At 55.8% G+C, this 21,688-nt stretch carries 22 protein-coding genes and 4 tRNA genes; 11 read left to right on the top strand and 15 right to left on the bottom strand.

Annotated features, from left to right (window positions below; translation table 11 throughout):
* Nucleotides 1-64 precede the first annotated feature (64 nt).
* From GH722_17805 to GH722_17785, 5 genes are all read left to right on the top strand, one after another.
* Nucleotides 65-1,690, top strand: coding sequence for a hypothetical protein (locus GH722_17805; GenBank protein ID MRG73622.1), 1,626 nt, complete (start codon nucleotides 65-67; stop codon nucleotides 1,688-1,690).
* Nucleotides 1,691-1,752: 62 nt separating this feature from the next.
* Nucleotides 1,753-1,829: transfer RNA gene (locus GH722_17800), tRNA-Pro, on the top strand.
* Between the two features lie 124 nt (nucleotides 1,830-1,953).
* The gene (locus GH722_17795; protein MRG73621.1) at nucleotides 1,954-2,298 is read left to right on the top strand and encodes a hypothetical protein; all 345 of its coding nucleotides are present in this window, start codon (nucleotides 1,954-1,956) and stop codon (nucleotides 2,296-2,298) included.
* Nucleotides 2,289-2,365 (top strand) — tRNA-Arg (locus GH722_17790). Before GH722_17795 ends, GH722_17790 begins: the two co-directional genes overlap by 10 nt.
* 46 nt (nucleotides 2,366-2,411) lie before the next feature.
* Entirely contained in the window at nucleotides 2,412-3,155 is a 744-nt protein-coding gene (locus GH722_17785) for a hypothetical protein (protein ID MRG73620.1), read from the top strand.
* 21 nt (nucleotides 3,156-3,176) lie between these two features.
* On the opposite strand, the gene GH722_17780 is transcribed toward GH722_17785, so the two are convergent.
* The 6 genes from GH722_17780 to metC form a co-directional block, all read right to left on the bottom strand.
* A complete protein-coding gene (locus GH722_17780; protein MRG73619.1) occupies nucleotides 3,177-3,653 on the bottom strand; it encodes a hypothetical protein in 477 nt (158 codons plus the stop codon).
* Between the two features lie 107 nt (nucleotides 3,654-3,760).
* The gene (locus GH722_17775; protein MRG73618.1) at nucleotides 3,761-4,054 is read right to left on the bottom strand and encodes a hypothetical protein; all 294 of its coding nucleotides are present in this window, start codon (nucleotides 4,052-4,054) and stop codon (nucleotides 3,761-3,763) included.
* Nucleotides 4,036-4,647, bottom strand: coding sequence for a TetR family transcriptional regulator (locus GH722_17770; GenBank protein MRG73617.1), 612 nt, complete (start codon nucleotides 4,645-4,647; stop codon nucleotides 4,036-4,038). The genes GH722_17775 and GH722_17770 overlap by 19 nt, the downstream gene beginning before the upstream one ends.
* A gap of 129 nt (nucleotides 4,648-4,776) precedes the next feature.
* Nucleotides 4,777-5,859: a GTP-binding protein gene (locus GH722_17765; protein MRG73616.1), complete on the bottom strand. Its 1,083-nt coding sequence runs from the start codon at nucleotides 5,857-5,859 to the stop codon at nucleotides 4,777-4,779.
* Entirely contained in the window at nucleotides 5,856-6,299 is a 444-nt protein-coding gene (gene hisI / locus GH722_17760; GenBank protein MRG73615.1) for a phosphoribosyl-AMP cyclohydrolase, read from the bottom strand. The genes GH722_17765 and hisI overlap by 4 nt, the downstream gene beginning before the upstream one ends.
* A complete protein-coding gene (gene metC / locus GH722_17755; GenBank protein ID MRG73614.1) occupies nucleotides 6,292-7,461 on the bottom strand; it encodes a cystathionine beta-lyase in 1,170 nt (389 codons plus the stop codon). The genes hisI and metC overlap by 8 nt, the downstream gene beginning before the upstream one ends.
* Before the next feature lie 117 nt (nucleotides 7,462-7,578).
* On the opposite strand from metC, the gene GH722_17750 reads away from it, so the two are divergent.
* A complete protein-coding gene (locus GH722_17750) occupies nucleotides 7,579-7,752 on the top strand; it encodes a hypothetical protein (protein MRG73613.1) in 174 nt (57 codons plus the stop codon).
* A 3-nt stretch (nucleotides 7,753-7,755) separates the two neighbouring features.
* Here the strand turns inward: GH722_17750 and GH722_17745 are convergent, their stop codons facing one another.
* From GH722_17745 to GH722_17725, 5 genes are all read right to left on the bottom strand, one after another.
* Entirely contained in the window at nucleotides 7,756-8,148 is a 393-nt protein-coding gene (locus GH722_17745) for a DUF4864 domain-containing protein (GenBank protein MRG73612.1), read from the bottom strand.
* Nucleotides 8,149-8,295: 147 nt separating this feature from the next.
* A complete protein-coding gene (locus GH722_17740) occupies nucleotides 8,296-9,957 on the bottom strand; it encodes a hypothetical protein (protein MRG73611.1) in 1,662 nt (553 codons plus the stop codon).
* A 123-nt stretch (nucleotides 9,958-10,080) separates the two neighbouring features.
* Nucleotides 10,081-11,058 carry an FkbM family methyltransferase gene (locus tag GH722_17735; GenBank protein MRG73610.1) on the bottom strand — a complete coding sequence of 326 codons (978 nt, stop codon included), beginning with the start codon at nucleotides 11,056-11,058 and terminating at the stop codon, nucleotides 10,081-10,083.
* A 180-nt stretch (nucleotides 11,059-11,238) separates the two neighbouring features.
* A tRNA-Asn gene (locus tag GH722_17730) sits at nucleotides 11,239-11,314 on the bottom strand.
* 85 nt (nucleotides 11,315-11,399) lie between these two features.
* Nucleotides 11,400-11,473: transfer RNA gene (locus tag GH722_17725), tRNA-Cys, on the bottom strand.
* 174 nt (nucleotides 11,474-11,647) lie between these two features.
* Here GH722_17725 and GH722_17720 point away from each other — a divergent pair.
* The 4 genes from GH722_17720 to GH722_17705 all read left to right on the top strand — a co-directional run bounded on the left by GH722_17720 (nucleotide 11,648) and on the right by GH722_17705 (nucleotide 17,369).
* Complete coding sequence (locus GH722_17720; protein ID MRG73609.1) at nucleotides 11,648-12,298, top strand: protein-L-isoaspartate O-methyltransferase; 651 nt, start codon at nucleotides 11,648-11,650, stop codon at nucleotides 12,296-12,298.
* A 194-nt stretch (nucleotides 12,299-12,492) separates the two neighbouring features.
* The gene (locus tag GH722_17715) at nucleotides 12,493-13,854 is read left to right on the top strand and encodes a TolC family outer membrane protein (protein ID MRG73608.1); all 1,362 of its coding nucleotides are present in this window, start codon (nucleotides 12,493-12,495) and stop codon (nucleotides 13,852-13,854) included.
* A gap of 155 nt (nucleotides 13,855-14,009) precedes the next feature.
* Nucleotides 14,010-14,621, top strand: coding sequence for a DUF2497 domain-containing protein (locus GH722_17710; GenBank protein ID MRG73607.1), 612 nt, complete (start codon nucleotides 14,010-14,012; stop codon nucleotides 14,619-14,621).
* A gap of 99 nt (nucleotides 14,622-14,720) precedes the next feature.
* On the top strand, nucleotides 14,721-17,369 hold the full coding sequence (locus GH722_17705; protein ID MRG73606.1) for a valine--tRNA ligase: 2,649 nt from the start codon (nucleotides 14,721-14,723) through the stop codon (nucleotides 17,367-17,369).
* Nucleotides 17,370-17,473: 104 nt separating this feature from the next.
* Here the strand turns inward: GH722_17705 and GH722_17700 are convergent, their stop codons facing one another.
* Nucleotides 17,474-17,641, bottom strand: coding sequence for a hypothetical protein (locus tag GH722_17700; GenBank protein MRG73605.1), 168 nt, complete (start codon nucleotides 17,639-17,641; stop codon nucleotides 17,474-17,476).
* 265 nt (nucleotides 17,642-17,906) lie between these two features.
* On the opposite strand from GH722_17700, the gene ilvD reads away from it, so the two are divergent.
* On the top strand, nucleotides 17,907-19,643 hold the full coding sequence (ilvD, locus tag GH722_17695) for a dihydroxy-acid dehydratase (GenBank protein MRG73604.1): 1,737 nt from the start codon (nucleotides 17,907-17,909) through the stop codon (nucleotides 19,641-19,643).
* Nucleotides 19,644-19,742: 99 nt separating this feature from the next.
* Here the strand turns inward: ilvD and GH722_17690 are convergent, their stop codons facing one another.
* From GH722_17690 to xth, 3 genes are read right to left on the bottom strand one after another with little or no spacing between them, the layout of a single operon-like run.
* Nucleotides 19,743-20,426: a hypothetical protein gene (locus GH722_17690; GenBank protein MRG73603.1), complete on the bottom strand. Its 684-nt coding sequence runs from the start codon at nucleotides 20,424-20,426 to the stop codon at nucleotides 19,743-19,745.
* Nucleotides 20,427-20,429: 3 nt separating this feature from the next.
* Nucleotides 20,430-20,849: a GFA family protein gene (locus GH722_17685; GenBank protein MRG73602.1), complete on the bottom strand. Its 420-nt coding sequence runs from the start codon at nucleotides 20,847-20,849 to the stop codon at nucleotides 20,430-20,432.
* Nucleotides 20,846-21,616: an exodeoxyribonuclease III gene (xth, locus tag GH722_17680; GenBank protein ID MRG73601.1), complete on the bottom strand. Its 771-nt coding sequence runs from the start codon at nucleotides 21,614-21,616 to the stop codon at nucleotides 20,846-20,848. Before xth ends, GH722_17685 begins: the two co-directional genes overlap by 4 nt.
* Nucleotides 21,617-21,688: the final 72 nt, after the last annotated feature.

The following is a 21,688-nucleotide window of genomic DNA, read 5'->3' as shown; positions in this document are numbered from 1 at the left end:
GGGTGACGTGGGGTCAGCCAGCCCCATCATTCACCGGCCCGGGCCGGGTTTTTACCGGTGCTGCATGGCGACAGACCGCCTGATCAGGGCTATCCCGCCTCGGGATTACCTGTTGTTTCTCGGTATTGTTATTCTCGGGCTGATGGCCCGATGGCTGACGGCTGTCTGGTTAGGTCTGGAAGATTCACCCTTCGCAGTTTCCCTCTCCGCCGGCACCGATCATCCGGAACTTTACCGCATCGCGTTGCGGGACCATTTCTGGTCCTATCTGCTTTATAATCATACGGAACCACCACTTGCGGTTATCCGGGATGCTCTCATCGAACGCTGGTTCGGACCATCACAGGTGATTGTAGCGAAGCTGACGAGTGCAGCAGTCTTCGATTCTGTTGCGGCTGGGCTGGCCTGCCTGCTGGCGCGTCAACTGGGGGCAGGGCGCCTGATTGCGATCTCTGCTGCCGTCCTCATATCGTGCCGGTATATCCTCATGGAAACGGCAACTCTGGGTGCTGGCTGGGATGCGATGAATCCGATGCTGGTGGCTTTGTTTGCGTTTGCCTTGCTGGCTTTTACCTCCCGGCCCACCATTATCCGCAGTCTGTTTGTCGGGCTGACTGCCGCCGTGGTGATCACCAGTTTCAATTTTGGACCGCTGGTCGTTGTCCCGGCGACGCTGGTTGCCGGACTGCTTATCTGGCTGCAGACCGGTGTATGGCGGTGCTCCTTGCCGGCGCTTGTCCTGCCACTGTTTGTGATCGGTCTGATTGTCGGGAAGAACGTGCAGCAGCATGGTCTTTGGTCAATGTCCTCCGGCGTCGGCCAGAATATCATGCAGGCCTATGCCTCCGGCCTGAAAGACCCCAGTGGTCAGGAACGCGGCGCCTATCTGATGGCACAGCGGCGCGGCTACCCGGACTGGTGGCTCTGGTGCTACAACGAAGCTCGTAATCGCGGGGTGCATACCAATCTGAATATTCCGTCATGGTACGGTACCTGCATGTATCGCCGGATAAATGGCGAACTGCAGCCGGATTATGCGGGCCTGTCAGACTATTTCAGAGACCATCCTGACCGGCATCTCCAGCAGATACTGGAACGTGACCTGGCGAATGCAGCGAACCGTCCCTGGCTCTGGGCCGGACCGGTTTCCTGGCGCGCAACGGAAATCAGTATCGAATACGGCAAAGTCAGTCAGTTTGTCATGTTCGATACCCTGATTGAACGGCCGCTCTATTTCATCCGCCGCGCGGTCAGAACACTGAAGAACCACTGGCTCGAAAACGGGGCAATATCCTATACGCTGCTGAACCGACTGTCGTTCGAGACGCCGGCAATCCTGTTTGCGGGAAGCCTGCTGGTCATCCCGTTCTTTTACCTCGGTCACTGGCTGATCTTCGTTTATGGGTTCGGGGCTCTCTGGCGCACAGCAAGAAATATCCGCAGCCTTTCTGTGGATAGAATCGCCGGTCATATTTCGGCCGGCAATCTGCTGCTGGCGGTTGCCGTATTACCAGCTCTGTTCGCCAGCGTTCTGCTGGCCTGCTGCGAGAACTACCGTCACGCTCTGGTCTTTCTGCCGCTGGTCATGGTTCTGGCTGCGCAGGCCGTTAACCGGCCATCTTTCTGGGGGCGGATCTGGCCCGGTACAGGGCGCTTTGCAGCCGGAAATCTGTTTCCGCACAAGAAATGATGACAGGCATCCGGTTTGTACGCTTGCCATCGTTCTTCGGAAACCATAGAAGATCAGCCAGTCGGGGAGTAGCGCAGCCTGGTAGCGCATCTGGTTTGGGACCAGAGGGTCGCAGGTTCAAATCCTGTCTCCCCGACCATTTCTTCACTTGTCCCGGATAATCAGAAGGATGTCAGCCTCGACAAGGCCGGACATTCTGGTGTATCGCTATGGCCGGGAAGGATCAGCCGAGGGGGCTGGTCATGGAACTATGGATGCTTTTGATGAAGGCTCGGATTTATCGCCCGGTGAAAAACGCCATGCAGTCCGGTATGAACAATACCCGCAAATGGGTGCTGGAATTCATGTCGGATGCGCGTAAGCAGAACGATCCTCTTATGGGGTGGGCCGGTGGCGGCAAGACGAGTGAACAGATCAGGGTGAAATTCGACAGTCAGGAAGAAGCTGTCGAATATGCGAAGCGGAACGACATTGATTTCGTCGTTCTCGCGCCGAAGGAACGCAAGAACCGAATCAAGGCTTATGCTGACAATTTCAGCTATGGTCGCAGGCTCGCCTGGGACAAGGAAGCGGCGAATAATCCGGTTGCGGCAAAGCGGGCCCCTTAGCTCAACTGGATAGAGCACCTGCCTTCTAAGCAGGATGTTGCAGGTTCGAGTCCTGCAGGGGTCACCAGACCTTTGGTTAGCATTGCGGCCGATGGCTACAGGGATGGGGGAATATGGTGAGCAGATTTAAGGCGCTAGCAGCAGGTTTGGTTTCAGGGCTGGTACTCTGGTCTTCCGGAGCACAGTCAGCCCAGATGTATGACATGCGCGTGTTCCTCAATCAGGCCCATCCGTTTGACCGGTCTGCGAGACGCGCCCCCGCAGTGCCGGTTGTGCAGCAGCCGCAGGTCGTTCAGCCCGCTGTCACTTCCGCAGCGGCATCAACGCCACCCTCCATACCACAGACCGCCAGTACGGCATCAATGTCGGATGGCGACGAGCTTAAATTCAACGATATCGTTTCTGAAATCCGCCTTGGTGCGTTCTGGCATGATACGGGGCCGTTTGGCAGCAGTAAGGAAGGCGGTATCGACGGCAACTTTGAAGTGCTGTTCCAGTCACCGTCTTTCTTTGAATATATCTGGTCACCGCGTCCGCATCTCGGCGTTACCGTCAACAGCGAGGGTGATACCAGTCAGGCCTATTTTGGTATCACTTACGAATGGGATATCTGGGAAGGCACCTTCGGTGGCTTCAGCTGGGGCGGTGCCGTGCATGACGGTAAAACCCGGACGTTGGAAACGGATCGCAAGGAACTTGGTTGCCGGCTTCTGTTCCGGGAAAGCTTTTTCCTCGGTTACCGGTTCAACGAACACCACAACGTCCAGCTTCACCTCGATCACATTTCCAATGCGAAACTTTGTGATGCCAATGAAGGTCTGGATAATTTCGGGATCCGCTACGGCTATCTGTTCTGATCTGCCGGCAGATACAGATCGTTACTGTTCCGGCTTCCACCGGTCGGCACGGAACTCTGCCTCCTGAATCTCCGCTTCGGTCAGTCGGCTGCGCATTTCCAGCAAGACAGGCTCCAGCGCCGGGTTTTCGTTTCTTACTGCCAGTGTCAGCCATTTGTAGGCTTCAATGACATCTTGCGGGATGCCCTTGCCGTCCTGCAACAGGCGTGACAGCCGGGCCTGAGCCAGACCATGGCCCTTCCGGGCAGCCTTCAGTAACCATTCAGCAGACTGATGAAAGTCCGGTTTTACGCCGAGACCACGCCGATACATCATGCCGATCTTGTACTGAGCTTCCGGATTGCCGGATTCGGCAAGAGGCTGCCATTCTGTCAGCGCGGTTTTATAGTCCCGTTTGTTGTAGGCAATTTCACCTTCATCAAACCCGGCCAGCACGGTTGCGCCGGAGATCATCAGGCCAACTGAAACAATGACAGCAAGCGACGACAGGATTTTCATGGAAAAATCCTATCCAAACTCCGTCGTTTCGTGAAGGAAATTTAATAGCGGCCGGTTCTGCTGTTGTCGGGATATCTGATGAAACTGCGTGAGAGTCTTCGTCGAAGTTACTCCGGAGCCTTCAGAAACTCCAGTGCAGGATGCGTACGTTTAAGATCAATCTCATGGATTTCAGCGGTTACCACCCCTTCAGCCACGAAAGGATCGGACTGGATGCGGGTTTCGTGGAGTTCGCGTGTCTCTCCATGAGAAAAGATCGCCCCGCCCGCAGCGGGCTGGATCGACCCGACGCCCAAAAATACCCCGTCAGCAAATCCTTTGGCGATCCATTCATTATGAGCAGCCATGAATTCTGGTGCTGCGGCGCGGTTTTCTGAGAATCTCAGGAAGGTGACGAACATGGATGCTCCTGTCTGTCGTTGAAAGAAGGCGCGCATTGCGCGTCGAGCCAGCGTTCGATTTCAGCAACTTCGTGGCGGATGTAAGCCTCGTCGCGAAAAACTGTCGCCATCACGGCTACGCCCTGCGACCAGGTGAGCAGGTGAAGTGCCTGTGCGTCGGTTGCTTCAATTGTGCCGAGAGAACGAAACTGTCTGGTCAGCCAGTCCTGAAACAGGTCAAAGATTTCAGCTGCCCGCTGTTGTGAATCGTGACCGAGTTTGGCGAGTTCCGAGCACAGCGTCCCAACCGGACAACCGTAGGCCATGATGCTGGTACGATTGGTGATCAGGATACGGATGAAGGAAATAATGCGGTCGCGCGGTTCGTCGGTGCTGGTTTCCCAGTGCCTGAGCATGGCGCGTGTCCGCTCAATACGGGAGGTGATGACCGCATTGAGGATATCATCTTTGGTTTTGAAATGATGGTAGAAATTCCCGCGCGAAATTCCTACAGAAGCGGAAATGTCTGAAAAGGATGTGGCTTCGAAACCCATTTCATAAAAAAGCGTATCAGCCTTTTCTATAATCATGTCGCGGGTTGCTGGTTTCGACACAGATGGACCTTCTGCTTTGCAGGTTTGACGAAATCAACAATTAGGACATTTGTCCTAATTGTCAATCGTCGCATCTCATCCTGCTGCTTTCCGCTGCATCAGGGACATCTGTTTTCGTGTGAAACCAGATCAGCCCTGCGGTTTTGTCGCGGCCTCATTGAAGGCCCGGAAGGTTTGTTCGATGGCGTCGCGGCCAAGATCTCGGGTGATGAAGACTAGTCGGGACCGGTGATCGTCAGTTGGCCAGGCATCAAGTCTGACGGGCGGGTGGAACACATGCTGAACCCCGTGGAGAACAACCGGGAGGTCTTCACCAGCAAGGCTCAGGATGCCCTTGATCCGCAACAGACTGTCGCCCCGTGTGGCGATCAGCATCTCGATCCAGGTAACGACACCATCCCAGTTCAGCGGCTCATCGAAGGTCAGGCTGAAGCTGCTGACACGGGCATCATGCCGGTTGATGTCATGATGATGGTGGTGGTGATGATCTCCATGGTCATGGTCATGACCATTGTCACTATAGGCCTCGTCACGCAGCCAGTTTGCGACGTCCGGGATCTTCTGGCCGGGCTGGAACAACCCTGCGTTCAGCAGGTGCTCAGGATCGATGATGCCATTCGTCACCCGGTATGCCGGTGCTGCCGGGTTGAGCGCGCTGAGCCGTTTCTCAAGGTCTGTTAACTGCCCGGGATCAGCCAGATCGCTTTTTGTGATCAGGATACGGTCGGCAACCGCCGCCTGCTTGATGGCTTCCGCATGCTCATCAAGCGTCAGCATACCGTTGGCGGCATCAACGGTGGTAACAACACCGTCGAATCTGAAACGGGCACCAATCATCGGGTCTGTCATCAGTGTGTGAAGTACAGGAGCCGGATCGGCAAGGCCGGTGGTTTCAATGATCACCCGGCGAAACAGCGGTACCTCGCCGGAGGCCCGTTTCGCATACAGATCGCGGAGGCTGTCGACGAGGTCGGTGCGTACGGTACAGCAGAGGCACCCGGAATTCAGCAGAACGGTGGACTCATCAAGCTCGCGGACCAGCATGTGATCGAGACCGATCTCACCAAACTCGTTCACCAGAACCGCTGTGTCCGAGAGTGAAGGCTGTTGCAGAAGATGATTGAGCAGGGTGGTTTTGCCACTGCCGAGGAATCCGGTGATGACCGTAACCGGTACCGCCTCTGCGGCTTCTGTCGCAACATCACGCGTCATTTGTGATACAGATCCTCGGGCGAAATCTCGACATCCATGATGGCTGTGACAGCATCATTCCGTATAGCCTGAAAGAAGCAGCTCCGGCGACCGGTATGACAGGCAACGCCTTTCTGGTCGACAATCAGCAACAGGGTGTCGCCGTCGCAATCGACACGGGCGTCAATGAGGCGCTGAACCTGTCCGGAGGTCTCACCCTTGCGCCATAATGCCTGCCGTGACCGTGACCAGTAGCAGACACGCCCGGTGGACAATGTTTCCTTCACGGCTTCAGCGGACATCCACGCCATCATCAGCACTTCACCGCTTACATCCTGCTGGGCGATGGCGGCAACGAGGCCATCACCGTTAAAGGAGATTTTCTGTATGAAGGCCGATATGGCTGCATCTGACGGGACCGGCCAGACCCCGTCATTTTCGGCAGGATTACGTTCAGGCATTGGCTTTAAGCGCGGCGAAGCCTTGCTCAAGGTCGGCTTTCAGATCGTCGATATCTTCAAGGCCGGCATGAATACGAAGACTGGGGCCCGCTGCTTCCCATTTTGAGGCGGTCCGGTAGGCACCGGGATTGGTTGGCAGAATCAGGCTTTCAAAGCCGCCCCAGCTGGCGCCCATGCCATAAAGGCTGAGTGAATCCAGCATGGCGTCGACGGCTTCTTTACGGACATCCTTCAGGATCAGTCCGAACAGGCCACAGGAGCCTTTGAAATCACGTTTCCACAGGGCATGACCGGGGTCGTCAGGCAGGGCAGGGTGAAGTACGCGATCAACTTCATCACGGGCAGCCAGCCAGCTGGCGAGTTCGATGCCGGTTTTCATATGCCGCTCAAGGCGCACTGAGATTGTCCGCAATCCGCGCAGACCAAGGAACAGTTCTTCGGTGCCGGCACAGACGCCCTGATGCACGCAGAACGTCTTGAGCTGAATATAGAGTTCTTCATTGGCCGCAGTGGCGCAGCCCAGCATGGCATCGGAATGACCGCAGATATATTTGGTGCAGGCATGGATCGAGATATCGACGCCAAGATCGAATGGCTTGCAATAAACCGGTGTGCCCCAGGTATTATCCATGAAAACCAGTGCGCCGGCAGCATGTGCGGCTGCCGAAATGGCCGGGATATCCTGCATGTCGAAGGTCAGGGAGCCGGGGGCTTCGACAAATACGATTTTGGTGTTGTCCTGAATCAGGCTGGCGATATCGCCACCGATCAGGGGATCATAGAAGGTCACCTCAATGCCGAGGCGTTGCAGATGCGAGGTCGCGAAACGCCGCACCGGTCCGTAAACTGAATCCGTGATCAGGACATGATCACCGGTCGACAGAAAGGCCAGCAAGGACGATGTCAGCGCGGACAACCCGGAAGACATGGACACCGTGTTGAAACCGCCTTCAAGGGCAGAAACCGCTGCTTCGAATGCTTCAGTTGTCGGTGTGCCGACGCGACCATAGCGATTGCTGAAATTACCGGCCTTTGTGGCAGCTTCCAGTTCAGCGACTGTCGGGTGGGTGATCGTCGAAACACGATAAACCGGAACATTGACTGCGCCGTTATGATCTTCCGGTGAACGACCGGAAGTGACAATAACTGTATCTTCTTTCATGGGATTTCCGTTAGGCTGTCCTGAATATCAGTCACTTTCTCATTCAAACAGCGTCACTGCAATCTGCGAGTGCCGGAATTCTGGTTACCGGCAGTTCTGCAACAACGGAGTACAGTGATGAAGATATCCATAGTTTCCATCATGTTAGTCATGTCGTCTGCTGTTCTGCCGACTGGTCAGGTCATGGCCTGCGCCGACGAAGCCTGGGAAGTTGAATTTGAGGATGAACAACTGACCATCGAAGATATCGAGCGTCTGTACACAGACGCTGTCCGAAATCAGGGGAGCTGAAGTTCAGCCCGCAGCCGGGTGACGATAACCTTGCCATTTGGCGGACAGGGCTTCCGGCGTGCTGAGTACGCAACCATCGATCAGCCAGCGTCCGTCCGGCTGCTGTTCCATAAAGTAATGAGCTGTTGTCTGTGTACCGTCGGGGGCCGTCAGCAGAACCCGCTGGGTTGGCTGGCCACGCAGCATGATGACATCCAGGAAGGTAACGGATTGCGGCCGATATACTGCAGGATAGCCGGATTTGACCATTAAGAGAAAGCGATCGGGAGACCCGAAGGTTTTCCGGATCTTGGGCGAAGCAAAAGAAAAGGCGAGGGCGGCATTATCCTGCTGGAAAGCCGCCAGCTGTTGCTCGACGACTGACCTGATGGCACCACGGTCAGGCTCTGCTGACATTGCCCCGGATGCGAGGAGCAATGTCCAGAGACTGAGAAATATGGCTGTCGTAACTGAATTTCCCGTCTTCATAATCAGGAAGTCGGAATGCCGGAACGGCCTTTCAAGTGAAAAAAAACGGGGGACGGTGCCGACGAAGGGCAGAGACTATTCTTCTTTTTCCCGTTTCCCGAAGCGCCGGTCACGGGCCGCGACAAATTCTGCCAGCTCCGCATCCTGCCAGTTCTTGGTTTTTTCAAGTTCTGCCGTCGCAAGATCGGCAACAGCATCAATAATTCGCCGTTCACCACTTGTGAAACTGGACTGAATCTCGAAAGCGTCCATCAGAATGTTGATCAGGTTCCGGTGCATTACCGATACCCATTCCTTGAGTTGCAGGTCGAGTGGCCGGGCGATATCAAAAATCCGGACGACATGAGCGATTCGTCCTGCCGCAGACTCCCGTTCGCGCTGGACACAGGCATCGCGGAACATCGGCTGGATTTCGTGGATCACATCAGCCCGCCAGCCGGTGATCTCGGCGCTTCCGTAACCGTTCTTGTCGAGGATGGCTTTCCAGCGCCACATCAGGGAGACGGCCCAGACAATCGTGTCGTGATCTTCAACGGGTTCCAGCCGGGCATTGCAGGCAGCAGCAGCCCGTCGGAAGACAGCGTTGACGACGCGGGTTTTCAGGCCTTTTTCCGCATCGGCCAGATAACTCCGCAGCATCGTTTCGCGGCGCTTGTCGTTGAAGGCCCCGACCGCATCCAGCCCGGTCATCGAGCGGTCGAGTTGATCCAGCAGGTTTTCAATCGACTTCTTGTCTCCTGCCGAAATCTTCAGCGGTTTCTTCTGGTTTTCTTCCAGCGACAGTGCGTCGGCAAGTTCAACAGGCAGGCACCGGCTGGCTACCCGGAAATGTCCGATCATCGCGTCAATCAGCATGTCGGTTTCTTCACGCTGAAGCGCGCTGGGGTCTTCAATGGCTTTCAGGTTCTGCAGATACTTTGTCACCAGCCCAAAATCCTGGCGCACATGAATAAGCGAAAGCGGGAGGTGATTTGCGAGAGCTGGGTCGAACCCGGCATCCCCAAGCAGATTTACAATATCGTCCCTGGCCACACCCAGTTCAAAAGCAAGCTCGCGATCTGAAGCACCGTTTGCCATCAGGGTTTTAAGCTGTTCGGTGAATTTACGTGTCGCGGGCGCAAGAATGGTATCGGCAGCAAGGATATCCCGGAGCATGATCAGGGTGTTCCGGTCGACCAGACGCATGGTGGTGTTGGTATCACCCGTGGCCTTGATCGCTTCCGCCCGTGTCTTGTTGATATAGTCGATAAAGCGTTGAACCTGATCCCGGTTTTTCAGAATGCCGGTGATATATTTTGCACCTGCAGCGGTCATGCGTTTGAGCAATGCCTCTGCTTCCGGTGTATACAGGGCTTCATCAATAAGCTGGCCCGTCAGCATATCGTCGAGGCTGTCCGAAACCTCATGCACAAGTTTCGAGATTGCCTGCGTGCTGAGTGCATCCCACAGACCAGCCGTGTCAAAGAAATGAACCAGCCCGGGAACCCGTTCAACATCATGCAGCAGACGCGGGTTACGTGTCATGAAGGGTTCAAACGCCATCGTAAACAAACGCCGCGCCCTCTGAGGGCGGTGCTTGTTCAGATGTATGATCAGGTTTTCACGGATTGCATCACGCTTGCCGCTGGGCGGACCAAGCTGTCCGGCATCAAGCATCGTCAGCAAATCCCGAATCGCAACATTGTCGACGCGTGAGAGAAGCTGGCCTACCAGAGTATTGATTTGGTCGTATTGCATGACGCGTTGAGACGGTCCGCTACTATAGTTCTAACGCGGACTATGCCGGTTACTTATGGTAAAAGAGTTAACGCCAAACAGGTTGATGTGTTCCCTTGCTGCCTCTTTATCAGAGAGGCTGGTCTACGAAACTTTACCAAACCAGCGGCTTTCCTGACCTTCAGGAACTGCAACCAGGTTGAGATGACAGTCTGATCCTGCATCGTCCGAATGAATGGGGATCAGGTCAATTCCGGTTTCGGGACCAGTCCATGACTGTAATCCGTAGAGCTGATAGCCGTATGATTCCAGAAGTTCGCCTGCCTTTCCACCGTCATCCCCGTTACGGCTTTCAAAAAGAACGATAGGCTGGTGCTGCTCCAGGACTTTCAGGCCGCCCTGAAGGACTTCAAATTCATGGTCTTCCACATCAAGCTTCATCATGTCGGGAGGTGTAATATTCAGTTCGTCGAGCCGGACGACGGGTACGGACAGGTCAGTCAGTTTCTGACCGTCAGTTTCCGCAACAACCCTTATGAGGTGAGCTGCCCTGTCAGTCGATATCGCCGAATATCCGGAGCGGTTTGAAAGTCCGTGCCCCATAACTTCAATAGCCTGACTTTCCAGTGATTTTGCCATGCCGGATAACGCCTGGTTCATCTCGTCAGACACATCGAAGGCATAGATTTTGCCGTGATAGCGAGGGTGAGTTGCCGCCAGTAACGTATAATAGCCCCAGTTGGCACCAACATCATAAAAGCAGCTGGCTCTGGCGAGCATTGCCTCAAGAAACATTGTCTCAGCAAGCTCGTATCCGCCAAACAAGGCGCGGCTGGCATATGCCAGATAAGCGGACTGATGAGCGTCAAATCTGTATTCTCCGGTTGAGCCGTCGGCCCGCCGGACAGTGAATATCCCGGTAGAAGGAAGTGCCATCCATTCATGGATAACAACATCTGCGGCCTGTCCGAGCTTCCGCCCGAGCTTCTTCAGCCCGCGGGGTTTTCTGGACGGGTCGTATAGCCGCAGCCGGGATAATAAAGGCAGGGTAATGCCTTCAATGAATTCCCTCCGCTGAACTGCTATCGAAATGATGTCCGGGCTTTTAGAGAGACTTTTCAATGTTTGCCTGCTCAGAGAGGTAGAGAAGAAAGTAGATGGGCCAGCATTCAGCTTCACCGTGTAATATTATATTAACAGCCGGAACATAGTTGAATCGTGACGGAAAGGGCTGGTACGGGAGCTTTCAGGGCTGAAAAACAAAGGGCCGCCAGAGAAAATCTCCAACGGCCCTTCTTGATCTGGCTCCCCGGGCCGGACTCGAACCAGCGACCGGGCGGTTAACAGCCGCCTGCTCTACCAACTGAGCTACCGAGGATCACGCTGCCCCGCTTACTTGCGGGAGCGGGTATATAACAAAACACTCTGGCAGTTTCCAGAGGGAATTTTATCCCCGTCTAAATTGGAGGCCCGGGCCGGAATCGAACCGACGTACAAGGATTTGCAGTCCTCTGCATAACCACTCTGCTACCGGGCCATCCGGTTTAGAGGCGCAGCATATAGACCGTCAGGGGGAGGGGGGTCAAGCAATGCCACGTGATTTGCCTGTGATTATCCGCATGACGGCGTTGTACAGGGGCGCGCCTGGCCTTATACAAAGCGGGCAAGCGGTCGCAGCGGTGCGACCGTGTGAAGAATACGGAGTTTTCCCATGGATTTCGAACGCGCACGCCGCAATATGATTGACAGTCAGGTTCGCCCGAACCGGGTCACTGATATCGCCGTCATTGATGCAATGGCCTCTGTGCCGCGTGAGTTGTTCCTGCCCAAAGCCCGTCAGGGTATTGCCTACATTGATGAAGATATTGATCTGGGCGAGGGGCGTTACATGCTGGAGCCGATGGTTTTTGCCCGGCTGCTGCAGGCCGCCGAGATAAGGCCGACTGACGCGGTCCTGGATGTCGCCTGTGCCAGTGGTTATTCGTCAGTTGTCATCGGACGGTTCGCTGCCGCCGTTGTCGGACTGGAAAGCAATTCGGATTTTGCAGCTGCTGCGTCCAAGACGATGATCGATATGAATGCAGACAACGCTGTCATTGTTGAAGGGGCGCTGGCGGACGGATATGCCAAACAGGCACCCTATGATGTGATTTTCATCAACGGGTCGGTCGAGGTTGAGCCCGCCGGCCTGCTCTCCCAGCTGGGCGAGGGTGGTCGGATGGTTGCCGTTATGAAGGGCGTGAACGGTGGCGCTGCGCGGATCTGGGAGAAGCATGCAGGCAGCATAACCGCGCGGACTCTGTTTGATGCCGGTGTGCCGTTGCTGAAGGAATTTGCAAAGACGCCGGAGTTTGTATTCTGACGCCCCGACAACTGTGTTTTTGAAGTTGTCTTTAAAGGTTAGCAAATTCTTAATTTTCTGTTCTTACAGTAATGGCAAGACTAGCGAATAAAATTCGTTGCCTCGCTGAGTAAGCTGGGGTACAAATTTAAAACGTTAACCATATTGTTTGCCTGCCTGCCGGGCTGTATCGGGAAATCAGGGTCTTAATTCTCATGAAGCAGAAGCTTTTAGCCGCCGCCAGTGCCGTTGTGTTCTCATTGACCGCATCCGGATCCGTACTTGCCGAGAGCTTTGATGAGGCGCTTGCAAAAGCCTACATGACCAATCCGACATTGCAGGCGCAGCGCGCCGCCGTTCGCGGGACTGATGAAGATGTACCGCAGGCCTTGTCGAACTGGCGTCCGACCGTTGAACTGAATGGTTCAGTTGGCCGGGTGTTTGCGACAAGCAACTCTTTCAATCCGAATGATCAGAACCGGACCGAGCGTTCTGTGGATTTTACCATTGAGCAGCCGATTTTTCGTGGCTGGCGCACCGTCCGTGAAACGGAGCAGGCCGAAAATAACGTTCTGGCTTCCCGCGCTGACCTGACGGACGCTGAGCAGGATGTGCTGCTCGCTGCGGCGACGGCTTATCTTGATGTCCTGCGGGATATTGCGACGCTTGACCTGAACCGGAACAACGAACTGGTGCTGCGTCGTCAGTTGCAGGCCGCGCAGGACCGGTTCTCGGTTGGTGAAATCACCCGGACCGATGTGTCGCAGTCAGAAGCGCGTCTGGCGCAGTCCGCGGCGGACCGTATTCAGGCGGAAGGCAATCTTGAACAATCCCGCGCCGCTTACCGGAATGCCGTTGGCGATTTGCCGGGGACGCTGGAACAGGTGCCGGAGATCGGCGGTATTCCTGCGACGGAAGACGAAGCCCTTGCGATTGCGCTTGGCACCAATCCTTCGGTTGCGTCAGCAGATTTCTCTGAACGTGCCGCCCGGGAGAATATCGGACTGGTCCGGGGCGAGTTGCTTCCGGAAGTGTCGCTGGTTGGCCAGTGGGGGCGGGACATTGATACCGCGAATAACAACAGCAAAGTAACAGAGCTCGAAGTCCGGGCCGATGTGTCTGTGCCGTTGTATCAGGCAGGGGATGTCTATTCCCGCCTTCGTGAGGCCAAACAGGTTGCCGGGCAGCGACGTCAGGAACTTGATGAAGCCAAGCGTAATGTGGCTGAAGATGTCAAACGTGCCTGGGAAGATCTGGTTACTGCCCGTGCCCGTATTCAGGCATTCAACAGCCAGATTGAATCCAACACCATCGCCCTTGATGGTGTCCGCCGTGAAAATGCTGTCGGTGCACGAACCATTCTGGATGTGCTGGATCAGGAGCAGGAACTGCTCGATTCACAGGTGAATCTGGTGCGGGCTGTCCGGGATGAGAAGGCTGCTGCCCTTCAGGTGCGGGCTGCCATGGGTACTCTGACGGCGGTGGAACTCGCCCTTCCGGTCGAAATTTATGACCCGATGGCTAATTATCGCCGGGTACGTGGTAAATGGTTTGGCGGTGACATCAAGGAAGATTGATATCCCTGATATCTGTCTGTTGCGGTAATTCTTCCTTAATCTGATTGTATTCTATTTTGTCTTACCGATAAATCAGCACTATCCTTCTGTATAGTGCTTCAAGGACTAGGGAAGACGGCGCGATGAGCGACGATAACGCACAACAAGAACCCTCGATGGAGGATATCCTCGCGTCTATTCGGAGAATTTTGTCCGAAGACGAGCAGGAAGAGCAGAATGCAGCGGAGGCAGCGCCACCGCCGCCACCACCGCCACCTCCGCCGCCCCCTCCACCACCTCCGCCTCCACCGCCGCCTCCGCCGCCGCCGCCTCCGCCGCCTCCGCCGCCGGTTGAGGAACCGGAAGAGGAAGTGCTGCCGATTCCCGAAGTTGAAGAAGAAGATCTTCTTGAACTGGCGGATCAGGATATTGAGCCTGAGGATGATCTCGAAGAACTTCTGCTTGAGCCGGAACCCGAGCCCGAAGAAGACGTTCTGGAGCTTGGGCCAGACATGCAGGTCGAGCCGGAACCGCAGATGGATACCAGCGACCTGATCGGGGTCTCGACCGCTGCTGCATCGACTGCGGCCTTGTCGGAACTCAGCAATGCACTGGCCCGTGACCGGGGTGTCGGTGTCGGCCGGGCGGGTATCACGCTCGAAGAGATCGTTCGTGATTCTCTGCGGCCTTATCTCAAGGAATGGCTCGACCACAATCTGCCTTATCTGATTGAGCGACTGGTCAAAGCCGAGATCGAGAAGATGGTGAACCGGGCAGAGCGTCGCTAGGCCACATTACTTTTCAGCCCAAAGGGCTTTGCGAACACGGAATTGAGGCGTTATGAACTAGCGCTTCAATTCCGTTTTTTATTGCAAGGACGCCCGGCAATGCTGGACAAGACCTTTCGACCCGACGAGGTCGAGCGCGCGCATTATTCCGATTGGGAAAGCAACGGCCTGTTCAAGGCCACGACAAATGCGAATGCGGATCCCTATACCATCGTCATTCCGCCGCCGAACGTCACCGGCAGCCTGCATATGGGCCATGCCCTGAACAACACCTTGCAGGATGTTCTGATCCGTGTGCATCGCATGCAGGGGCGCAACACGCTGTGGCAGCCCGGAACTGACCATGCGGGAATTGCAACGCAGATGGTGGTTGAGCGTCAGCTGGGTGAGCAGGGAGTGACCCGCCATGACCTTGGCCGCGATGCTTTCATCAGCAAGGTCTGGGACTGGAAGGCCGAATCCGGCGGAACCATTACCCAGCAGTTACGACGGCTCGGTGCGTCCTGTGACTGGTCGCGTGAGCGTTTCACTATGGATGACGGCCTGTCCGATGCCGTGAAGAAGGTCTTCGTTACCCTCCATAAAAAGGGGCTGATCTATCGCGATAAGCGACTGGTGAACTGGGATCCGAAACTGCATACGGCAATTTCCGATCTGGAAGTCGAGCAGCGTGAAGTCGCCGGAAAGCTCTGGCATTTCCGCTATCCGATTGAAGGTCGCGAAGGTGAATTCATCACGGTTGCCACGACGCGGCCGGAAACCATGCTGGGGGATACTGGCGTTGCCGTTCATCCGGAAGATGAACGCTATCAGTCGCTTATCGGCAAATACTGCATTCAGCCGATTACCGGCCAGCGTCTGCTGATTGTCGGAGATGATTATGCAGACCCGGAACAAGGCTCCGGCGCGGTGAAAATGACACCGGCTCATGACTTTAACGATTTTGAGGTCGGCAAGCGGCACAAGCTGGAGATGATCAATATCTTCGATGCGGATGCGCATGTGAATGAAGACGCACCGGAAGGTTATCGTGGTCTGGATCGGTTTGTGGCCCGCGACAAGATCATCGCTGAGATGGACGCTCTTGGGCTGCTGGAAAAGATCGACGAGCATCCGCATACAGTGCCCCATGGTGATCGCTCCGGTGTGCCGGTAGAGCCCTGGCTGACAGATCAGTGGTTCGTGAATGCCGAAGTGCTGGCCAGGCCGGCGATTGAAGCTGTTGAGCAGGGCCGCACGAAGATTGTCCCGAAGCAGTGGGAAGCAACCTATTACGACTGGATGCGCAACATTCAGCCCTGGTGTATCTCGCGTCAGATCTGGTGGGGACATCGGATTCCCGCCTGGTATGCAGAAGACGGCACGATTTTCGTCGAGGAAACCGAAGAAGCGGCCCTGGAAGCGGCTGCGGCGCATTTCGGACGGGATGTCGAACTGTCGCAGGACACCGATGTTCTCGATACCTGGTTCTCGTCGGCGCTCTGGCCATTCAGCACACTGGGCTGGCCGGAACAGACGCCGGAACTGGACCGTTTCTATCCGACGGACGTGCTGGTGACCGGATTCGACATCCTGTTCTTCTGGGTTGCCCGGATGATGATGATGGGTATCGAGTTTATGGGGACAGAGCCGTTCCATACGGTCTATCTGCATGGACTGGTCCGTGACGAGAACGGCCAGAAGATGTCGAAGTCGAAAGGCAATGTCATCGATCCGCTGAGCCTGATCGATAAATATGGCGCGGATGCCCTTCGTTTCACGCTCTGCACCATGGAAGTGCAGGGGCGGGATGTGAAACTGTCCGAGAAACGCGTCGAAGGATATCGTAATTTTTCCACGAAGCTCTGGAACGCGGCCAGATTCTGCCAGATGAACGAGTGCCGGAATGTCGAAGGATTCAGACCGGCAGAGGTGACGCAAACAGTTAATCGCTGGATCATCAGCGAGGTCGTTCGGACAACGGCACAGGTGAATCGTGCTGTCGCCGCCTATCGCTTCAACGATATTGCCGACACGGTGTATCATTTTGCCTGGCACAATTTCTGTGACTGGTATCTGGAACTGATCAAGCCGGTTCTGCAGGGTGATGACAGCCCTGAAAAAGCCGAATGTCAGGCAACGGCTGCCTGGGCCCTGGATCAGATTCTTCTTCTGTTGCATCCGGTCATGCCGTTCATCACCTCGGAACTGTGGTCTTCGATGGGAGAGGGGCGTGAAGCCCTGATGAGTCAGCAGTGGCCTGAATATCCGGACAGTATGGTGGATGCGGCGGCTATTGATGATGTTGAATGGGTCATCAGGGTGATCAGCGCGATTCGCGGTGTTCGGTCTGAAATGAACATCAAGCCGGGTGCGAAGATTCCGCTTCTGGTCAAGGATGCATCAGAAACCAGCCTGCGCCGTCTGGAACAGCTGGCTGAGCCGTTGCAGCGGCTGGCACGCCTTGAAAGCGTGGATTCTTCGGTGACAGAAGCCCCGCAGGGTGCCGTACAGCAGGTTGTCGATGAGGCGACTTATATGCTGCCTGTTGCAGAAGTGATCGATATCTCGGGCGAGCAGTCCCGTCTGGAGAAGGAGATTTCCCGCCTTGATGGCGAAATCGATCGTTTCGACAAGAAGCTGAATAATGAAAACTTCACATCACGCGCACCGGCGGAAGTCGTCGCGGAACAGCAGACCAAACGGGATGCGGCAATTGTTCAGCGTGAGAAAGTTCAGGAAGCTCTGGAGCGGATTGCCGGGCTTTAACAAAACCTGATTGTTATCTGTCTGCTCATGTCATCCCGGGGCTGCCCGGGATGACATGGGTTTGCAGCATGACGGAAGTGCAGCAGTTCTGGCGACGCCCGGATTCAGCTCCGGTCATTGCCTTCGTTATCAATCACGGCGATCGGATTTACCTGAATCCCGTGATCCCGCAGGATGCGCAGGATTTCGAGCACCTTTTCATCCATTGATTTCGGCATCAGGTCCGGCCGGGCCGGTTCGTTTTCATTCATGGCTCTTGAAACGGCCTGCATTGCCATTTCTCCCGCTTGTTATACCCCACATCATCTGAGACGAAGGCTTTCAAGAACCGGGCCAAAGTTAAGTCCCTGTATTACTTGAGTTTGCTTTCATGTGTTACAGGGAATGATTTGCGGTGGGCAGATACTGCCCGGCAATTTCGACTCACCTGAACAATCTCGATAATTTAGGCTCTTACGGCCTCGCCAAGCGCCTGTTGCTTGATTATTGTTCCTGCGAATTTTCGCGATAACGCAAAGCTACAACAGAGGAAACGTCATGCCCTACGATAAGGTGAAACCGGTGTTCGACAAATCGAAACTGCCGAGCCGGCACGTGTCGGTCGGACCGGAGCGCGCGCCGCATCGGTCCTATTATTATGCGATGGGGATGACGGCGGAAGAAATTGCGCAGCCGTTTATCGGCGTTGCCACCTGCTGGAACGAAGCAGCCCCCTGCAATATCGCACTGAGCAGACAGGCGCAGGCTGTGAAGCTTGGCGTGAAGGCGATGGGTGGTACACCCCGGGAATTCTGCACCATTACCGTTACCGATGGTATCGCGATGGGGCATCAGGGGATGAAATCATCGCTGGTCAGCCGCGATGTGATTGCTGATTCCGTGGAACTGACCATGCGCGGCCACTGCTATGATGCGATGGTTGGTATTGCCGGCTGTGATAAATCACTGCCGGGCATGATGATGTCGATGATCCGCCTGAACGTGCCGAGCATCTTCATCTATGGCGGCTCAATCCTTCCGGGCCGTTTCAATGGCAAGGATGTGACGGTACAGGATGTGTTTGAAGCGGTTGGCCAGCATTCCGCCGGTAACATGTCGGACGATGATCTGCATGCACTGGAATGCGTTGCCTGCCCGTCTGCCGGTTCCTGTGGTGGCCAGTTCACAGCCAACACCATGGCCTGCGTATCCGAGGCCATTGGCCTCGCGCTGCCGGGATCGTCCGGTGCACCGGCACCCTATGAAAGCCGCGATGCGCTCTGCGAACTTTCCGGACAGGAAGTCATGCATGCGCTGGCAAAGGGAATTCGCCCGCGTGATATCGTTACCCGCAAGTCACTGGAGAATGCTGCGACACTGGTTGCTGCTTCCGGTGGCTCAACCAATGCCGGGCTTCATCTGCCGGCGATGGCCGCGGAAGCCGGCATTGAATTCGATCTTCATGATGTAGCCGAAATCTTCAAGAAGACGCCTTACATCGCCGACCTGAAGCCGGGCGGAAAATATGTCGCCAAGGATCTGTACGAGATCGGTGGTGTGCAGGTGATCCTCAAGGCGCTGCTGGAAGGCGGCTTCCTGCATGGGGATTGCCTGACCGTGAATGGCAAGACAATCGCTGAAAATCTGGAAAATATCAGTTTCCCGCAGGATCAGGATATCGTTCGCCCGACCTCGAACCCGATCACCAAGACCGGTGGTGTTGTTGGCCTGCGCGGCAATTTGGCTCCGGAAGGGGCGATTGTTAAGGTTGCGGGCATGACCAATCTCAAATTCACCGGCCCGGCGCTGGTGTTCGATTCCGAGGAAGAAGCCTTCGAAGCCGTCGACAAGCGGACCTACAAGGAAGGCTGTGTCTTTGTCATTCGTTATGAAGGACCGAAGGGTGGTCCCGGCATGCGCGAAATGCTGGCAACGACGGCGGCTCTCTATGGTCAGGGCGTTGGCGACAAGGTGGCTCTCATCACTGATGGTCGTTTCTCGGGTGCGACACGTGGATTCTGTATCGGCCATGTCGGACCGGAAGCCGCTGTCGGCGGCCCGATTGGCCTGCTGAAGAATGGCGACATGATCACCATCGATGCAGCCGAGGGCACGATCGAGGTTGATCTGACCGATGAAGAACTAGCCGAACGCCGCAAGGAATGGAAGCCGCGGGAAACTGACTATCAGTCAGGTGCCCTGTGGAAATATGCCCAGACCGTTGGCTCCGCCGAGAAGGGGGCTTTGACCCATCCCGGTGCGAAGGCTGAAAAGCACGTCTACGCAGATATCTGACGCAGATTATCTGTTTCCGTTGTTCCGGGCGGCCGAGCTATCGGTCGTCCGGGGACAATGAAAGACTTATACGACGCGGTGTTCGGATTGATCTGACGTTCAGTCGCCGGACACGAAAAACAAGGTGCCCTGTTTCGCAAAGGCCTGCTGCGGCGCGAACCCGGTAAAGCAGCGTATCTCTCCCTTACCTTCAGATCCTGCAACTTCCAGCATGGCGTCACATTTTCGGGTGTCGCCGTCGGGAATTGTCATGTCCTTGTCTGAATCGTCGAGATAGATAAGGCCACCCGGTCTGATCAGGTCAAAGGCTGTCTGCAGACAGCGGGAGCGAACGCTGCCGTCAATAATCGCAAAGTCGATGCTGGCTGCGGGCAACCCCTCCGGCACTGAATAGCGGTCCATATCCCTGGCGAACCGGTAATCGACATTGGTAATGTTGCGGCTGAGAATCTCGGTGGTTACACGTTTGTACCATTCCGGATGATCTTCCATCGCAGTGACGTGGCCGGCATGCTCTGCCAGCCAGAGCGTTGACCGGCCGGAGCCGAATTCCAGAACCTGCCAGTCCGGTTTTATCAGGCCGGCAACCACCCGGATCACCGGTGCGGGCCACCAGGGCAACGCGCTGCCTTTATAGCCAAACTTCTCTGCGACCGTTCGCAACAGGGCGCCGGGCACATCGCGCAGCAGATCAACCGGTGCCGTCAGGTTGCCTTTCTCATCATGCAGTCTTGAGTGACGTTCAGGGCCACCGGCGATGATACGGGTGAAGATATTGCTCATGGATCAGAAATGTCCGTGCCGGGCAGGGCGTGCACCCGGATAACGGGGCAGGTCATCACCGGGTTTCATCCAGCCGAATTGCGATGCTGTGTGAATGTGATCGAGGGGCTGAACAGTCTCGGGATTGTCGAGACTGGTGACAGTAACATCAACTTCGTCCGGCTGGTCTTTATGGGTAAAGGTCAGGGAGGTGCCGCATTCCGGGCAAAATCCCCTTCGTCCCTTGTCGCTGGACCGGTGATAGGAAAGCCGCCCGGCAAAGGTGACTTCGCCAGAGCGGAAGGTCATCCAGGTGACGATTGCCGCCCCGACAGACCGCTGACACATCCGGCAGTGACAATGGGTGACATTATGTGGCTCGGCGACGGCAGAGTAGCGGATGGTGCCGCAAAGGCAGCCGCCGGTATGGCGGACTTCGGTCATTCGATCTCGCACCAGACCGGCGTATGATCGGATGCCTTCTCACGCCCCCGGGGCTTGCGGTCGATATCAGCGGCAACCAGCCGATCGGCGGCCTGAGGTGACAGCAACAGATGATCAATCAGCAAGCCGTTGTCTTTCTGCCAGGCACCGGCCTGATAATCCCAGTAGCTGTAGACATGCGGGCCTTTGTGGAAGCTGCGGACGGCATTGGTCAGGCCCAGATTGCAGAGTTCCCGGAACCGTGCCCGGCTTTCCGGACGGCACAGCGCATCATTGGCGAAACGTTCCGGACTGTAGCAGTCTTCATCCTGCGGACAGATGTTGTAATCCCCGGCGAGCACAAATGCGCTTTCTGTCGCCAGCAGTTCACGCGCATGGGCTGTCAGCCGGTCCATCCAGCCCAGTTTGTAATCAAACTTCGGGCCGTCGGACGGGTTACCGTTCGGCAGGTAGATGGTTGCGACGATAAGGTCGCCGATATTTGCTTCAAGATAACGTGCCTGATCATCCCCGTCATCGCCGGGCAGGGCGCGGTGCAGCACGTCGATTGGCTGCTTTGAGAAGATGGCAACGCCGTTATAGCTTTTCTGGCCAACAATCTCGATATTGTAGCCGAGTTCCTCAATCTCCATCCGGGGGAATGTTTCCTCGGTGGCTTTGATTTCCTGAAGCAGGGCGATATCGGGTGCCGATTCCTTCAGCCATTCCAGAATGTTCGGCAGTCGCGCACGGAGCGAGTTGACGTTGAAGGTGGCAATCTTGGTCAAAAGGGTGTCTCCGCTGCTGAACCGTCAGGATATCAGACGGTGTTAGCATGGGCGACAGCGCTTCGCCATAAC

This window comes from Alphaproteobacteria bacterium HT1-32 (assembly GCA_009649675.1).
In the GTDB taxonomy this organism is placed as follows: Bacteria; Pseudomonadota; Alphaproteobacteria; order Rhodospirillales; family HT1-32; genus HT1-32.
The sequence above is the reverse complement of the archived record's forward strand: the minus strand, read 5'-3'. Positions and strand labels throughout refer to the sequence as shown.

Excerpts from the sequence above, each read along its gene's own strand:
- GH722_17745 (MRG73612.1), bottom strand. The coding sequence starts at position 8,148 with ATGTCAGCAGAGCCTGACCGTGGTGCCATCAGGTCAGTCGTCGAGCAA.
- GH722_17785 (MRG73620.1), top strand. The coding sequence starts at position 2,412 with ATGGTGAGCAGATTTAAGGCGCTAGCAGCAGGTTTGGTTTCAGGGCTG.
- GH722_17765 (MRG73616.1), bottom strand. The coding sequence starts at position 5,859 with ATGACGCGTGATGTTGCGACAGAAGCCGCAGAGGCGGTACCGGTTACG.
- GH722_17780 (MRG73619.1), bottom strand. The coding sequence starts at position 3,653 with ATGAAAATCCTGTCGTCGCTTGCTGTCATTGTTTCAGTTGGCCTGATG.
- GH722_17720 (MRG73609.1), top strand. The coding sequence starts at position 11,648 with ATGGATTTCGAACGCGCACGCCGCAATATGATTGACAGTCAGGTTCGC.
- hisI (MRG73615.1), bottom strand. The coding sequence starts at position 6,299 with ATGCCTGAACGTAATCCTGCCGAAAATGACGGGGTCTGGCCGGTCCCG.
- GH722_17705 (MRG73606.1), top strand. The coding sequence starts at position 14,721 with ATGCTGGACAAGACCTTTCGACCCGACGAGGTCGAGCGCGCGCATTAT.
- GH722_17795 (MRG73621.1), top strand. The coding sequence starts at position 1,954 with ATGAAGGCTCGGATTTATCGCCCGGTGAAAAACGCCATGCAGTCCGGT.
- GH722_17715 (MRG73608.1), top strand. The coding sequence starts at position 12,493 with ATGAAGCAGAAGCTTTTAGCCGCCGCCAGTGCCGTTGTGTTCTCATTG.
- GH722_17775 (MRG73618.1), bottom strand. The coding sequence starts at position 4,054 with ATGTTCGTCACCTTCCTGAGATTCTCAGAAAACCGCGCCGCAGCACCA.
- GH722_17685 (MRG73602.1), bottom strand. The coding sequence starts at position 20,849 with ATGACCGAAGTCCGCCATACCGGCGGCTGCCTTTGCGGCACCATCCGC.
- GH722_17740 (MRG73611.1), bottom strand. The coding sequence starts at position 9,957 with ATGCAATACGACCAAATCAATACTCTGGTAGGCCAGCTTCTCTCACGC.
- GH722_17750 (MRG73613.1), top strand. The coding sequence starts at position 7,579 with ATGAAGATATCCATAGTTTCCATCATGTTAGTCATGTCGTCTGCTGTT.
- GH722_17700 (MRG73605.1), bottom strand. The coding sequence starts at position 17,641 with ATGCAGGCCGTTTCAAGAGCCATGAATGAAAACGAACCGGCCCGGCCG.
- GH722_17690 (MRG73603.1), bottom strand. The coding sequence starts at position 20,426 with ATGAGCAATATCTTCACCCGTATCATCGCCGGTGGCCCTGAACGTCAC.
- metC (MRG73614.1), bottom strand. The coding sequence starts at position 7,461 with ATGAAAGAAGATACAGTTATTGTCACTTCCGGTCGTTCACCGGAAGAT.
- GH722_17710 (MRG73607.1), top strand. The coding sequence starts at position 14,010 with ATGGAGGATATCCTCGCGTCTATTCGGAGAATTTTGTCCGAAGACGAG.
- GH722_17805 (MRG73622.1), top strand. The coding sequence starts at position 65 with ATGGCGACAGACCGCCTGATCAGGGCTATCCCGCCTCGGGATTACCTG.
- ilvD (MRG73604.1), top strand. The coding sequence starts at position 17,907 with ATGCCCTACGATAAGGTGAAACCGGTGTTCGACAAATCGAAACTGCCG.